Origin of the sequence: Micromonospora foliorum (assembly GCF_022229015.1) — a bacterium.
Taxonomy (GTDB): Bacteria; Actinomycetota; Actinomycetes; order Mycobacteriales; family Micromonosporaceae; genus Micromonospora; species Micromonospora foliorum.
On the sequence record NZ_JAKKFF010000151.1, the window covers coordinates 1 to 13940 of the forward strand.

11 protein-coding genes are annotated in these 13940 nt (G+C 70.3%); 1 reads left to right on the forward strand and 10 read right to left on the reverse strand.

What is annotated here, in order from left to right; all coding sequences use genetic code 11:
- Positions 1–670 (forward strand): MFS transporter (locus tag PSH25_RS13125; RefSeq protein WP_372492789.1); only part of this gene is annotated, 670 nt, incomplete at its 5' end.
- Here the strand turns inward: PSH25_RS13125 and PSH25_RS13130 are convergent.
- The 10 genes from PSH25_RS13130 to nuoF all read right to left on the reverse strand — a co-directional run bounded on the left by PSH25_RS13130 (position 646) and on the right by nuoF (position 13785).
- Positions 646–1731: a polyprenyl synthetase family protein gene (locus PSH25_RS13130; RefSeq protein WP_238659364.1), complete on the reverse strand. Its 1086-nt coding sequence runs from the start codon at positions 1729–1731 to the stop codon at positions 646–648. The genes PSH25_RS13125 and PSH25_RS13130 overlap by 25 nt on opposite strands.
- A gap of 90 nt (positions 1732–1821) precedes the next feature.
- Positions 1822–3375 carry an NADH-quinone oxidoreductase subunit NuoN gene (gene nuoN, locus PSH25_RS13135; protein WP_238659365.1) on the reverse strand — a complete coding sequence of 518 codons (1554 nt, stop codon included), beginning with the start codon at positions 3373–3375 and terminating at the stop codon, positions 1822–1824.
- A complete protein-coding gene (locus tag PSH25_RS13140; protein WP_238659366.1) occupies positions 3372–4904 on the reverse strand; it encodes an NADH-quinone oxidoreductase subunit M in 1533 nt (510 codons plus the stop codon). The genes nuoN and PSH25_RS13140 overlap by 4 nt, the downstream gene beginning before the upstream one ends.
- A 64-nt stretch (positions 4905–4968) precedes the next feature.
- Entirely contained in the window at positions 4969–6894 is a 1926-nt protein-coding gene (gene nuoL / locus PSH25_RS13145; protein ID WP_238659367.1) for an NADH-quinone oxidoreductase subunit L, read from the reverse strand.
- Positions 6895–6906: 12 nt separating this feature from the next.
- Positions 6907–7206: an NADH-quinone oxidoreductase subunit NuoK gene (nuoK, locus tag PSH25_RS13150; RefSeq protein ID WP_030486270.1), complete on the reverse strand. Its 300-nt coding sequence runs from the start codon at positions 7204–7206 to the stop codon at positions 6907–6909.
- On the reverse strand, positions 7203–7973 hold the full coding sequence (locus tag PSH25_RS13155; protein WP_238659368.1) for an NADH-quinone oxidoreductase subunit J: 771 nt from the start codon (positions 7971–7973) through the stop codon (positions 7203–7205). The genes nuoK and PSH25_RS13155 overlap by 4 nt, the downstream gene beginning before the upstream one ends.
- The gene (nuoI, locus tag PSH25_RS13160) at positions 7970–8611 is read right to left on the reverse strand and encodes an NADH-quinone oxidoreductase subunit NuoI (protein ID WP_210785491.1); all 642 of its coding nucleotides are present in this window, start codon (positions 8609–8611) and stop codon (positions 7970–7972) included. Before nuoI ends, PSH25_RS13155 begins: the two co-directional genes overlap by 4 nt.
- Before the next feature lies 1 nt (position 8612).
- Positions 8613–9965: an NADH-quinone oxidoreductase subunit NuoH gene (nuoH, locus tag PSH25_RS13165; protein ID WP_238659369.1), complete on the reverse strand. Its 1353-nt coding sequence runs from the start codon at positions 9963–9965 to the stop codon at positions 8613–8615.
- Positions 9962–12469 (reverse strand): NADH-quinone oxidoreductase subunit G, encoded by a 2508-nt coding sequence (locus PSH25_RS13170; protein WP_238659370.1) that lies wholly within the window; start codon positions 12467–12469, stop codon positions 9962–9964. The genes nuoH and PSH25_RS13170 overlap by 4 nt, the downstream gene beginning before the upstream one ends.
- Positions 12469–13785 carry an NADH-quinone oxidoreductase subunit NuoF gene (nuoF, locus tag PSH25_RS13175; RefSeq protein ID WP_112585688.1) on the reverse strand — a complete coding sequence of 439 codons (1317 nt, stop codon included), beginning with the start codon at positions 13783–13785 and terminating at the stop codon, positions 12469–12471. The genes PSH25_RS13170 and nuoF overlap by 1 nt, the downstream gene beginning before the upstream one ends.
- Between the last annotated feature and the right edge of the window lie 155 nt (positions 13786–13940).

Consider the following 13940-nt stretch of genomic DNA (forward strand, 5'->3'; position numbering starts at 1 on the left):
GCTTTACAAGCAAAAGACTGCCGACGCGGAGAGTCCCCGCGACTGGGGTCCACACTTGTGCTCTCCCGATCTGGCGGCGCTTGTGGTGATCGGCACCGCGGCGACGTTGGCCTCGGGCGCGGCCAACGCGCTGGGCACCTTCCTGGTGGACTCCGCCGCGGCGCGGGGCCTGTCGCCCGGCCTCGCCGGCCTCACCCTGACCCTGGGTAGCGCGGTCTGTGTGGCGGCTCGGGTCGGCGCCGGCTGGTTGGCCGATCGCCGCGAGACCGGCCACGTCGCCCTCATCGCCGCGATGCTGCTCGTCGGCGCGGTCGGGTTGGGCCTGCTCGCGTTGACCGGCTCGGTGCCGTTGGTGGTCGGCGTGGTGCTCGGCTTCGGCCTGGGCTGGGCGTGGCCCGGCCTGATGAACTTCGCGGTGGTCCGGCTGCACCCACAGTCACCGGCCGCCGCCACCTCGATCACCCAGACCGGGGTGTACGCGGGCGGCTGTCTCGGCCCGCTGAGCCTGGGCCCGCTCGCCGCCCACCTCGGCTACCCGGCGATGTGGACCGTCGCCGCCGTGTCGATGCTGCTCGCCGCCGCCCTCATGCTCGTCGGCAGCCGACTGTTGACCCGCGCCGCCGCCGCGGCGGGCCGGGGCGTGGATCAGCTGGTGCGGTCAGCGATGTAGTCGCAGAGCGACTCGAGCGCGCTGCGGGACGGGCCGTGCGGCAGCGGTGCGAGCTGCGCGCGGGCCTCCTCGGCGTAGCTGCGCACGGTCTCCCGGGCCCGCTTGAGCGCCGGGCTCTCCCGGAGCAGCCCCAACGCCTCGCCGTGCAACGCGTCGTCGGTCAACGGGCCGGTCGCCAGGATCTCCCGCAGCCGCACCGACGACGCGTCGGAGTCGTCCGCCTCGCGGGCGTAGAGCACCGGCAGCGTCGGGACACCCTCGCGCAGGTCCGTGCCGGGGGTCTTGCCCGACTGCACCGACTCGGACGCGATGTCCAGCAGGTCGTCGGAGAGCTGGAAGGCCACGCCGATGGTCTCGCCGTACCCGGCGAGGGCCTCCACGTGCTCCGGGGCGGCGCCACCGAACATGCCGCCGAACCGGGCCGAGGTGGCGATCAGCGAGCCGGTCTTCTCGGCGATCACGTGCAGGTAGTGGGCAACAGGGTCGTCGTCGGCGCGTGGCCCCACGGTCTCCGCGATCTGGCCGTGCACCAGCCGGGCGAAGGTGCGCGCCTGCAACCGGACCGCCTCGGGGCCCAGGTCGGCGGCGATGTCCGCCGCGCGGGCGAAGAGATAGTCGCCGACCAGGATGGCGACCGAGTTGGTCCACCGGGAGTTCGCGCTCGGCGCGCCCCGACGGACGAGGGCCTCGTCCATCACGTCGTCGTGGTAGAGGGTGGCGAGGTGAGTGAGCTCCATCACCACGGCGGCCGGGACCACGTGCGCACCGGTGGGGTCACCGAACTGGGCGCCCAGCGCCACCAGCAACGGCCGGAAACGCTTCCCGCCGGCCTCGACGAGGTGTCGGGCGGCCTCGGTGACGAACGGGTCGGCGCTGGACACGCTGGCCCGCAACTCGACCTCGACCGTGTCCAGCAGACCCAGCACGGACGCTTCGACACGGGGATCGGAGAGGTTGAGGCCAAGCGCGCCGAACTGACTCGTGCTCGCCCGACCCCGCCGACCGCCGGAGCCGGAGGCACCTGAACGCTCGCCCGCCGGATTCACCACGCTATCAACCATGCCACACGCGTTCGACCTGCTCCGGCCCGGGGATACGCACCGGGGGCCGGCACGTGAACACGCGCCGGCCCCCGGTGATCGAACCTTCGGTCATCTAACGAACTGGGCGGCTCCGGCGGCCAGATCGAGCAGCGGCGCCGGGGCGACGCCCAACACCAGAGTCGCCAGCACACCGATCATCAGCGCGGCGGAGGTGAGCCCACCGGGAACGGTGACGGTCGGGGTGGACTCGCCCGGCTCGGAGAGCCACATCATCACCACGACCCGCAGGTACGGGAACGCGAGCACCATGCTGGTCAGCACACCGGCGATCACCAGCCAGGCCTGGCCACCCTCCAGCGCCGGCCCGAAGATGGCGAACTTGCTGGTGAACCCACTGGTCAGCGGGATACCGGCGAAGGCGAGCAGGATGAACGTGAACAGCGCGGCGAAGAACGGCGACCGCCGGCCCAGCCCGGCCCAGCGGGACAGGTGCGTGGCCTCGCCGTCCTCGTCCCGCACCAGCGTCACCACGGCAAACGCGGCCAGCACCGAGAAGCCGTACGCGACCAGGTAGAACATCGTGCCGGCGAGCCCGTCGCGGCTCGGCGCCAACACACCGACCAGCAGGTAGCCGGCGTTGGCGATCGAGGAGTACGCGAGCAGCCGCTTGATGTCGGTCTGGGTGACCGCGAGCACCGCGCCCACCAGCATGGTCAGCACCGCCACCGCGCCCAGGACCGGCGTGAAGTCCCAACTGGCGTCCGCGAACGCGACCTGGAAGACGCGCAGCAGGGCACCGAACGCGGCGACCTTGGTGCAGGCCGCCATGAAGCCGGTGACCGGGGTCGGAGCGCCCTGGTAGACGTCAGGCGTCCAGACGTGGAACGGGGCCGCCGCGGCCTTGAAGAGCAGGCCGATGGCGAGCAGCGCCATCCCGGCGAAGAGCAGCACCGGGCTGGCCGGGGACTCGCTCACCGCCGCGTGGATGGTGGCGAAGTCGACGCCGGCCGGTCGGCCCGGGATGCCGGAGGTGAAGCCGTAGATCAGGGCCACACCGAACAGGAAGAACGCGGAGGCGTACGCGCCGAGCAGGAAGTACTTCATCGCCGCCTCCTGGCTCAGCAGCCGCCGGCGACGGGCCAGCGCGCAGAGCAGGTAGAGCGGCAGGGAGAAGACCTCCAGCGCGATGAACATGGTCAGCAGGTCGTTCGCCGCCACGAAGATCAGCATTCCGCCGATCGCGAACGTGGTCAGCGGGTAGACCTCGGTGAGACCGTTGCGCCCCTCGGCCTGCCGCCGGTCGTCGGCCGACTCGGCGGTCACCGCGGCCTGGGCGACGAACGCCCCGCCCCGCTCGACCGAGCGGTCACCGATGAGCAGCAGCGCCATCGCGGCCAGCACCAGGATCGCGCCCTGGAGGAAGAGCGTCGGCCCGTCGATCGCGAGAGCCTGACCGGCGGTGATGATCCGCTCGTCGGAGTTGAGGACCACCATGGTCAGTGCCGCGAGCACCGCGAGCAGCGCCAGCGTCAACTGCACCACGTGCCGCCAGCGCCGGGGCACCAGGGCCTCGACCAGCACACCGAGCAGCGCGGTGCCCAGCATGATCAGGATCGGAGAGATCGCCGAATAGTTGATCGACGGCAGGTTCAGCTCGGTCACTTTGCCGCCTCCTGGACGGTGCCCACCGACGGGGCCGGGTCGGTTCTACCGATGTCGTCCATGGTCGCCTGGACGGCGGGGTTGATCACGTCAGTGACCGGCTTGGGGAAGAAGCCGAGCAGCACGATCAGCGCGATCAGGGGGGCGACCACGACCTTCTCGCGCAGGTTGAGGTCCCGGCGCATCCCGTCGACCTCGGTCAGTGCCGGGTTGAGGGTGCCCTGGGTGGTGCGCTGCACCATCCACAGCACGTACGCGGCGGCCAGGATGATGCCGAGCGTGGCGATGACCGCGACCGGCTTGTTCACCGTGAAGGTGCCGATCAGCACCAGGAACTCGGAGATGAACGGCGCCGTGCCGGGCAGCGCGAGCGAGGCGAGACCGGCGAAGAAGAGCACGCCGGCGAGCACCGGGACCAGCTTGCCGGCACCACCGAAGTCGCTGATCAGCGCCGAGCCACGCCGGGAGATCAGCATGCCCACCACCAGGAAGAGCAGGCCGGTGGCGAGCCCGTGGTTGAGCATGTAGAGCACCGCGCCGGTGCCGGCCTGGGTGGTGAAGGCGAAGATGCCCACCCCGATGAAGCCGAAGTGCGCGATCGAGGTGTACGACACCAGCCGCTTGAGGTCGTTCTGGCCGACCGCCAGCAGCGCGGCGTAGACGATGCCGATCACGCCCAGGGCCAGCGCCCACGGCGCGAACCACTTCGACGCCTCGGGGAACAGCGGCAGGCAGTAGCGCAGGATGCCGAAGGTGCCGACCTTGTCCAGCACGCCGACGAGCAGCGCCGCCGCGCCCGCCGGGGCGGCGCCACCGGCGTCGGGCAGCCAGGTGTGGAACGGGAAGAACGGCGCCTTGATGGCGAACGCGAGGAAGAAGCCGAGGAACAGCCAACGCTCGGTGCCGGTGCTGATGTCGACCTGCGAGAGCGCCTGCCAGTCGAAGGTCTTCCCGCCGACCACCCACAGGCCGATCACCGCGGCCAGCATGAACAGACCGCCGACGAGCGAGTAGAGGAAGAACTTCACCGCCGCGTACTGCCGCTGGTGGCCGCCGTAGCTGCCGATGAGGAAGTACATCGGCACCAGCATGACCTCGAAGAACACGTAGAACAGGAAGACGTCGGCGGCCGCGAAGACGCCGATCATCGTGCATTCGAGGACCAGCAGCAGCGCGAAGTAGACGGGCACCGACCGCTTCGACGACTCGGCGTCGTGCCAGGACGCCAGGATCACCAGCGGCACCAGCACCGCGATCAGCATCAGCATCACCAACGCGATGCCGTCGGCCGCGAAGGTGAAGCTGACACCCCAGTTCGGGATCCACGAGTACGACTCGCGGAACTGGAACCGGTCACCGCCGGCCTTGAAGCTGACCCACATCACCACCGAGAGCACCAGCACGAGCAGCGACCAGGCGAACGCCACCTGCTTGGCCAGCTCCGGGCGGTGGCGCGGCAGGAAGGCCACCACCAGGGCGCCCACCAGCGGCGCCACGGTGAGCACCGAGAGGAACGGGAAGTTGGACATTATGCGGCCTTACCTCCGTCGTCACTGCGTGGTCCGCCGGCGGGGGCGGCCGGAAAGAGGTCGATCACGCCAACCACCCCGCCTGCACCGCCAGGAACGCCGCCATCACCAGCAGCGCACCGGCCAGGATCGAGGTGGCGTACGAGCGGACAAAGCCGGTCTGCATCCGGCGGAGGCGACCCGAGCCCCCACCGACCGCGGCGGCGAGCCCGTTGACGAGCCCGTCGATGCCCCGGTTGTCGAGGTACACCAGCGCCCGGGTGAGGAAGATGCCCGGCTTCTCGAAGACCGCCTCGTTGACCGTGTCGGTGTAGAGGTTGCGCCGGGCGGCGGTGACCAGCACCCCGGCCGGCTGCGGCGCGGTGGCCGTACCGGCCCGGAACAGGAACCAGGCGAGCCCGGCGCCGAGCACGGTGACCAGCAGCGACAGCGTGGTGATCACGGCGTGCGAGAGGACCGCCTCGTGCTCGGCGTGCTCGCCACCCAGCCCGGCGGTCTCCGTCAGCCAGTCCGGAACGGACGTGGCGAGCAGGAAGCCGGCGCCGACCGACCCGACCGCCAGGAGGATCAGCGGGATGGTCATCAGCTTCGGCGACTCGTGCGGGTGCTCGATGTCCTCGGTCCACCGCTGCGGGCCGTGGAAGGTGAGCACGAACAGTCGCGTCATGTAGAAGGCGGTCAGCCCGGCGCCGAGCAGCGCCGCCCCGCCGAACAGCCAGGCGGTCCAGTCGTCCCGCTCGAAGGCGGCCACGATGATCGGCTCCTTGGAGAAGAAGCCGGAGAAAGGGAACATGCCGATGATGGCCAGCCAGCCCATCATGAAGGTCAGCCAGGTGATCTTCATGTACTTGGACAGCCCACCGAAGCGGCGGATGTCCACCTGGTCCTTCATCCCGTGCATGACCGAGCCGGCGCCCAGGAACATGTTGGCCTTGAAGAAGCCGTGCGCCAGCAGGTGCACGATGGCCAGCGCGTACGCCGCGCCGCCGAGGCCGACACCGAGGAACATGTAGCCGATCTGGCTCACCGTCGACCAGGCGAGCACCCGCTTGATGTCGTCCTTGGCCGCACCGATGATGCAGCCGATCAGCAGGGTGAGCGCGCCGACGCTGACCACCACGAGTTGCAGCGTCGAGTTGGCCGAGAAGATCGGGTTGGACCGGGCGATCAGGTAGACGCCCGCGGTGACCATGGTGGCGGCGTGGATGAGCGCCGACACCGGGGTCGGGCCCTCCATCGCGTCCGGCAACCACGCCTGGAGCGGGAACTGACCGGACTTACCGGCCGCGCCGAGCAGCAGCAACAGGCCGAGGACCAGCACGGTGGTCCCGGTCAGCGCGCCGACGCCGTTGAACACCTCGTCGTACTGGGTGGTGCCCAGGGTGGCGAACATGATGAAGATGCCGATCGCCAGGCCGGCGTCGCCGACCCGGTTCATCAGGAAGGCCTTCTTGCCGGCGGTGGCCGCGCTCGGCCGCTCGGTCCAGAAGGAGATCAGCAGGTACGACGCCAGACCGACGCCCTCCCAGCCGAAGTAGAGCATCACGTAGTTGTTGCCGAGCACCAGCAGCAGCATCGCCGCGACGAACAGGTTGAAGTACGCGAAGAACCGACGACGGCCCGCGTCGTGCGACATGTACTCCACCGCGTACAGGTGGATCAGGAAACCCACCCCGGTGATCAGCAGTACGAAGACCGCGGCCAGCGGGTCGAAGAGCAGGCCGAAGTCGACGCGCAGGTCACCGACCGCGATGAAGTCCCAGAGGCTCAGCTCGACCGACTTGTTCTCCAGGCCACGCAGCTGGAAGAAGAAGCTCAGGCCGAGCACGAACGCGGCGCCGATGGCGGCGACGCCCAACCAGTGCCCCCAGCGGTCGGCCCGGCGGCCGAGCAGCAGCAGGATGGCCGCGCTGACCAGCGGGATCGCCACCAGCAGCCAGACGCCCCCAAGCAGCCCCGTGGCCTGGGCGTATTCCACAGTCTCTTCCACCGGTGGACCCCTCTAGTACTTGAGCAGGTTGGCGTCGTCGACACTCGCCGAGCGTCGCGTCCGGAAGATGGACATGATGATCGCGAGCCCGACCACGACCTCGGCCGCCGCCACCACCATCACGAAGAACGCCATGATCTGACCGTTGAGGTCACCGTTGATCCGGCTGAAGGTGACCAGCGTCAGGTTGGCCGCGTTGAGCATCAGCTCCACGCACATGAACAGCACGATCGCGTTGCGCCGGACGAGCACCCCGGCGGCGCCGATGGTGAACAGCACCGCCGCGAGCACCAGGTAGTAGTCAGGCGTCATTGGTCCGTCCCCTTCAGCGTGGTCTCCTGCGCGGTCAGCTCCCGCACCGGCAGGATGTCCGGCGTGCTCCGCTCGGAGAGGCGGCCGTCCGGCAGTCGGGCCGGGGTGGCCACCGAGGACGAGGTCGCGAAGACGCCGGGGCCCGGCTTGGGGCCGGGGTAGTTGCCCGGCGCGAAACGGGCCCGCATCGTCGACGGCTGGTCGACCTTGTCCTGCTTGCGGCGCTCGATGTGCGCGAGCACCATGGCACCGACCGCTGCGGTGATCAGCAGTGCCGAGGTCAGCTCGAACGCGAACACGTACTTGGTGAAGAGCAGCCGGGCGATGCCCTGCACGTTGCCCTCCGCGTTGGCCTGCTCCAGGCCGACCGCGGTGGTCCCCTGCAGCGCCCGGTAGAGCGCGCCGCCGACCAGACCGGCGAAGCCCAGCCCCAGCACGATCGCGGCGACCCGCTGGCCGCGCAACGTCTCGATGAGCGAGTCGGTGGAGTCCCGACCGACGAGCATCAGCACGAAGAGGAAGAGCATCATGATCGCGCCGGTGTAGACGATGATCTGCACCATGCCGATGAACGGCCCGGCCTGGAGCACGTAGAACACGCCCAGGCAGAGCATGGTGAGCACCAGCCAGAGCGCGGAGTGCACCGCGTTGCGCGCGGCCACCATCCCGATCGCGCCGATGAGCGCGAGCGGCCCGAGGATCCAGAAGGTGACCTCCTCACCGCCGGACACCCCACTCGCCGCGGCCAGCACCGTAGACGTGGTCATGCTTTCTCTCCCTTGCCGGCCGCGACGCGCTGGGCGGCCTGCTCGGCGCCCGGGAACGTCACGCCGGGGTGCTCCTCGACCTGGTAGCGGCCGGGGCCCATCGGGGACGTCTCCGCACCGGCGGAGGTGCCCGGGTTGTCCAGCGCGCCGACGTAGTAGTCCTTCTCGCTGTCACCCAGCCGCATCGGGTGCGGCGGCTGCTCCATGCCCTCGAGCAACGGCGCGAGCAGCTGCTCCTTGGTGAAGATCAGGTCCTGCCGGTTGTCCCGGGCCAGCTCGTACTCGTTGCTCATGGTGAGCGACCGGGTCGGGCAGGCCTCGATGCACAGCCCGCAGAAGATGCACCGGGCGTAGTTGATCTGGTAGACGCTGGCGTACCGCTCACCCGGCGAGAAACGCTGCTCGTCGGTGTTGTCCCCACCCTCGACGTAGATCGCGTCCGCCGGGCAGGCCCAGGCGCACAGCTCGCAGCCGATGCACTTCTCCAGGCCGTCCGGGTGCCGGTTGAGGATGTGCCGCCCGTGGTAGCGCGGCGCCGACACCGGCGGCTTGAACGGGTAGTCGGTGGTGACGACCTTCCTGAACATGTGCGAGAAGGTGACACCGAATCCCTTGAACGTTCCGGTGATCGCGCCCACGTCACACCTCCCTGGAGTCCGAGCCGGCAACGATGTTGGCCGGCTCCCGCTCGGCGACCACGCGCGTGATACGCGGGCTCGGTGGTACCTGAAGATCCATCGGTGGCAGCGGGAAGCTGCCGTGCGGCCGGTTGTCGACCTGTTCCTGTGTCGTCGGCTTCGGCTGCGGGCGCCGGCTGGGCCAGAAGATCGTGGCGATCAGCAGGATGCCGGCCGGAACGCCGACGGCGATCACCTTGCCGCGGGTGTCCCAGTCCTCGATGGAGCGCAGGCCCGACAGGACCAGGATCCAGACCAGGTTGATCGGCAGCAGCACCTTCCAACCGAGCCGCATGAACTGGTCGTACCGCAGCCGGGGCAGCGTGCCACGCAGCCACACGAAGACGAAGACCAGCGCGATCACCTTGCCGAAGAACCAGAGCATCGGCCACCAACCGGAGTTGGCGCCCTCCCAGATGGTGATCGGCCAGGGCGCCCGCCATCCGCCCAGGAACAGCGTGGTGGTGACCGCGGACATGGTCACCATCGCGACGTACTCGCTGAGCATGAAGAGCGCGAACTTCAGCGAGCTGTACTCGGTCATGAAGCCGGCGACCAGCTCGGACTCGGCCTCGGGCAGGTCGAACGGCGCCCGGTTGGTCTCACCCACCGTGGCGATGAAGAAGATGATGAAGCTCGGCAGCAGCAGGATGGCGTACCAGCCCGGTGCCGGGATCGTCTGGCCGAAGATGGTCAGCTGGGTGCCGTCGCCCTGGGCGGCGACGATCCCGCTGGTGCTCATCGTGCCGGCGGTCATGAAGACCGCCACGATGCTGAGCCCCATGGCGACCTCGTAGGAGATCATCTGGGCGCTCGACCGCAGACCGCCGAGCAGCGGGTACGTCGAGCCGGAGGCCCAGCCACCCAGCACGATGCCGTAGACGCCCATCGAGGAGCAGGCGAGCAGCAGCAGCACCGCCACCGGCACATCGGTGACCTGCAACGGCGTGTGGTGGCCGAAGATGCTCACCATCGGGCCGAACGGCACCACCGACAGGGCGGTGACCGCGCAGATCACCGAGATGGTCGGGGCGAAGAAGTAGACGACCTTGTCGGCCGCCTTCGGCAGGATGTCCTCCTTGAAGGCCATCTTCAGGCCGTCGGCGAGGGTCTGCAGCAGGCCGAACGGGCCGACCTGGTTGGGGCCGGGCCGCACCTGCATGTAACCGACCACGCGCCGTTCGAACCAGACCCCGAGCAGGGTGGCCAGCAGACCGAAGGCGAACGCGAAGACAATCTTGCCGAGAACCAGCCACCACGGATCCCGGCCGAAGTCGGCAAGCGTCGGATCCTGGGCCAGGTAGATCGGGCTCACTGGTTACCCCCGGAGTTGAGGAGCGGACCCGGGAGACCGGTCTCGTCGGCCGCCACACGCCCGGCCGGGATGGCCGTGGTCGAAGCGGGGACGGAGATCCGGACGACCGCGCCGGACGTGGCCCCGAGGCTGCGCCGCACGGTCGAGCCGGGTGAGTTGGTCGGCAGCCAGACCACGCCGTCCGGCATCTCGGTGAGTTCCGCCGGCAGGGTCAGCGCCCCCCGGTCGGTGCCGACCGTGACCGCGTCACCGTCGACCACACCGAGCGCCTCGGCGGTGCCCTTACCCAGCCGGACCACCGGCGGGCGGGCAGTTCCGGCGAGGTTCTCGTCGCCCTCGGTCAGGGTGCCGAGGTCCACCAGCTGGTGCCAGGTGGCCAGCACGGCCTCCCCGGCGTTCGGCTGCGGCACCCGGCCGGGCGCGACCGACGGCGCGGCCGGCCGGGACAGACGCGTCGCCGGCAGGGTGCCCAGCTCGCGACGCACACTCAGCACGTCGGCCGTGCCGAGGCGCACGTCGAGCAGCGCGGCCAGCGCGTCGAGCACCCGGCCGTCGGTCATCGCGGCGGTGTTCAGCACCGCCTCGAACGGGCGCAGCCGACCCTCCCAGTCCAGGAAGCTGCCGGCCTTCTCGGCCACCGGGGCGACCGGCAGCACCACGTTCGCCCGCCGGGTCACCGCGCTGGCCCGCAGCTCGAGGCTGACCAGGAACGGCACCGCGTCCAGGGCGGACTCGGCCAGTCGCGGGTCGGCCAGGTCGGCCGGGTCGACACCGCCGACGACAAGCGCGCCGAGCTGCCCGTTGGCGGCCGCGCTCAGGATGCCGTCGGTGTCCCGGCCGGCCTGGCTCGGGATCACCCCGGCCGGGATGTCCCACGCCTCACCCAGCTCGGCCCGGGCGGCCGGCTCGGTGACCAGGCGTCCACCGGGGAGCAGGTTGGGCAGGCAGCCCGCGTCGACCGCGCCGCGGTCACCCGCGCGCCGCGGCACCCAGGCGAGCTTCGCGCCGGTACGCCGGGCCACGTCGGCCGCGGCGGAGAGCCCACCCGGCACGGTGGCCAACCGCTCGCCGACGATCAGGATCGCGCCCGGTGCGCTCAGCGCCTCGCTGACCGTGGCGTGCTCGGCGAGCACGCTGGCCTCCTCGCCCGGCACCACCCGGGCCAGCTTGGCACCGAGCTTCTCCAGGCCGCGGGTGGCGAAGGGCGCCAGGGCGTACACCGTCAGGGTCTTCTTCAGGTACGCCTTGCGCAGCCGCAGGAAGAGGATCGGGCACTCCTCCTCCGGCTCCAGGCCGACAAGCACCACCGCCGGCGCGTTCTCCACGTCGGTGTAGGTGACGTCGGTGACCCCGGCGACCGAGCTGGCCAGGAAGTCGGCCTCCTCGCGGGAGACCGGCCGGGCCCGGAAGTCGATGTCGTTGGTGTTCAGGGCGACCCGGGCGAACTTGGCGTACGCGTACGCGTCCTCGACGGTCAGCCGACCGCCGGTGAGCACCGCCGTGCCCTGCCCGCTCTCCCGAGCCGTGTGCAGCCCCTCGGCGGCGACGGTGAGCGCCTCACTCCAGGACGCCTCGCGCAGCTCACCGGTGTGCTCGTCGCGGACCAGCGGAGTGGTCAGCCGGTCGGCGGCCCGGGTGTACTGGAAGCCCCAGCGGCCCTTGTCGCAGTTCCACTCCTCGTTCACCGCCGGCTCGTCGCCGGCCAGCCGGCGCAGCACCTTGCCGCGCCGCCAGTCGGTGCGCTGCCCGCAGCCGGCCGAGCAGTGCTCGCAGACGCTGGGGCTGGAGACCAGGTCGAACGGGCGGGCGCGGAACCGGTACTGGGCACCGGTCAGAGCGCCCACCGGGCAGATCTGCACGGTGTTGCCGGAGAAGTAGGAGTTGAACGGAACGTCTCCGGCGTCGCCCTCCTCGCCGTACGCGTCGTCCCGGTAGATGTTGATCTCCTCGGCGGACGACCGGCCCATCAGGTCGATGAACTTGTCGCCGGCGATCTCCTCGGAGAACCGGGTGCACCGCTGGCAGAGCACACACCGCTCGCGGTCCAGCAGCACCTGGCTGCTGATCGCCATCGGCTTCTCGTACTCCCGCTTGTGCTCGTGGAAGCGCGAGTCGGTGCGGCCGGTGGACATCGCCTGGTTCTGGAGCGGGCACTCGCCGCCCTTGTCACACATCGGGCAGTCCAGTGGGTGGTTGAGCAGCAGCAGCTCCATCACCCCCTCCTGCGCCTTCTTGGCCACCGGGGAGGTGATCTGGGTGCGCACGACCATGCCGTCGGCGACGGTCTGGGTGCAGGAGGCCACCGGCTTGCGCTGGCCCTCCACCTCGACCAGGCACTGCCGGCACGCGCCGGCCGGGGCCAGCAGTGGGTGGTCGCAGAACCGGGGGATCTCGGTGCCCATCTGCTCGGCGACCCGGATCAGCAGCGTCCCCTTGGGGGCGGTGACCTCGACGCCGTCGATGGTGAGGGTGACGGTCTCGGTCTGCTTGGCTACGTCGGTCATCAGTGCGCCCCTACCAGGGTCTTCTCCGACAGCTTGGGTGCGGTCCGACCCTCGATGTAGTCGAGGTAGTCCTGCTTGAAGTACTGCAGCGAGGAGGTCACCGAGCTGGTCGCGCCGTCACCCAGACCGCAGAACGAGCGGCCGAGGATGTTGTCGCAGGTGTCCAGCAGGGTGTCCAGGTCTTCGTGGGTGCCCTGACCGGCGAGGATCCGCCGGTAGACCCGGACCATCCAGTAGTTGCCCTCACGGCACGGGGTGCACTTGCCGCACGACTCGTGGTGGTAGAACTCCAGCCACCGGTACGTCGCGTAGACCGGGCAGTCCTGGTCGGAGAAGATCTGGGTGGCCGTGGTGCCGAGGATCGAGCCGGCCGCCGCCACCCCCTCGAAGTCCAGTGGCACGTCCAGGTGCTCGGCGGCGAGCAGCGGGGTGGACGAGCCGCCCGGGGTCCAGAACCGCAGGTTGTGGCCGGGCTGCATGCCACCGGCCAGCTCCAGCAGCTCGCGCAGCGTGACACCCATCGAGCACTCGTACTGGCCCGGGTTCGCGACCCGACCGGAGAGCGAGTAGATCATCGGCCCGGAGGACTTCTCGGTGCCCATGCTCTTCCACCAGTCGGCCCCACCGAGCACGATCGGCGGCACGCTGGCGATGGTGCCGACGTTGTTCACCACCGTCGGGCTCGCGTACAGGCCGTGGGTGGCCGGGAACGGCGGCCGCAGCCGGGGCTGACCCCGGAACCCCTCCAGCGAGTCCAGCAGCGCCGTCTCCTCGCCGCAGATGTACGCCCCGGCGCCGGAGTGCACCACCAGCTCCAGGTCGTAGCCACTGCGCAGGATGTTCCGACCCAGGTAACCCTTGTCGTACGCCTCCTGGACCGCGTTGCGCAGCCGACGCGCGGCGTGAACCGCCTCGCCCCGGATGTAGATGTAGGCGCGGGCGGCCCGGATCGCGTACGACGCGATGATGACGCCCTCGACCAGCGCGTGCGGGTCGTGGGTCATCAGCGGCAGGTCCTTGCAGGTGCCCGGCTCGCCCTCGTCGGCGTTGACCACCAGGTAGTGCGGCTTACCGTCGCCCTGCGGAATGAAGCCCCACTTGAGGCCGGTGGGGAAGCCGGCGCCGCCTCGGCCCCGCAGCCCGGAGTCCTTGATCAGCTGGATCAGGTCGTCCGGGTGCGCCTTGAGCGCCTTGCGCAGCGCGGCGTAGCCGTCCAGCTGCTCGTACGTGCCGATGCGCCAGGCGTCCGGCGACAGCCAGCGCTTGGTCAGCACCGGCGTCAGCTTGGCCAGCGTCTCCGGGCGGGGAGTGGTCACTTCTGGGCCCCCGTTTCGTTCGCGTCCGCCGGTCCGGCGCCGTCGGCGTCCGTCCCAGCCTTCGCTTCGGTGAGGTTGCGCTCCTGCGCCCCGGCCTCGTCGCCGGCGGGCTTGCCGTCGCCGGCCGGCGCGTTGGCCGCCACGCCCGCGGCCTC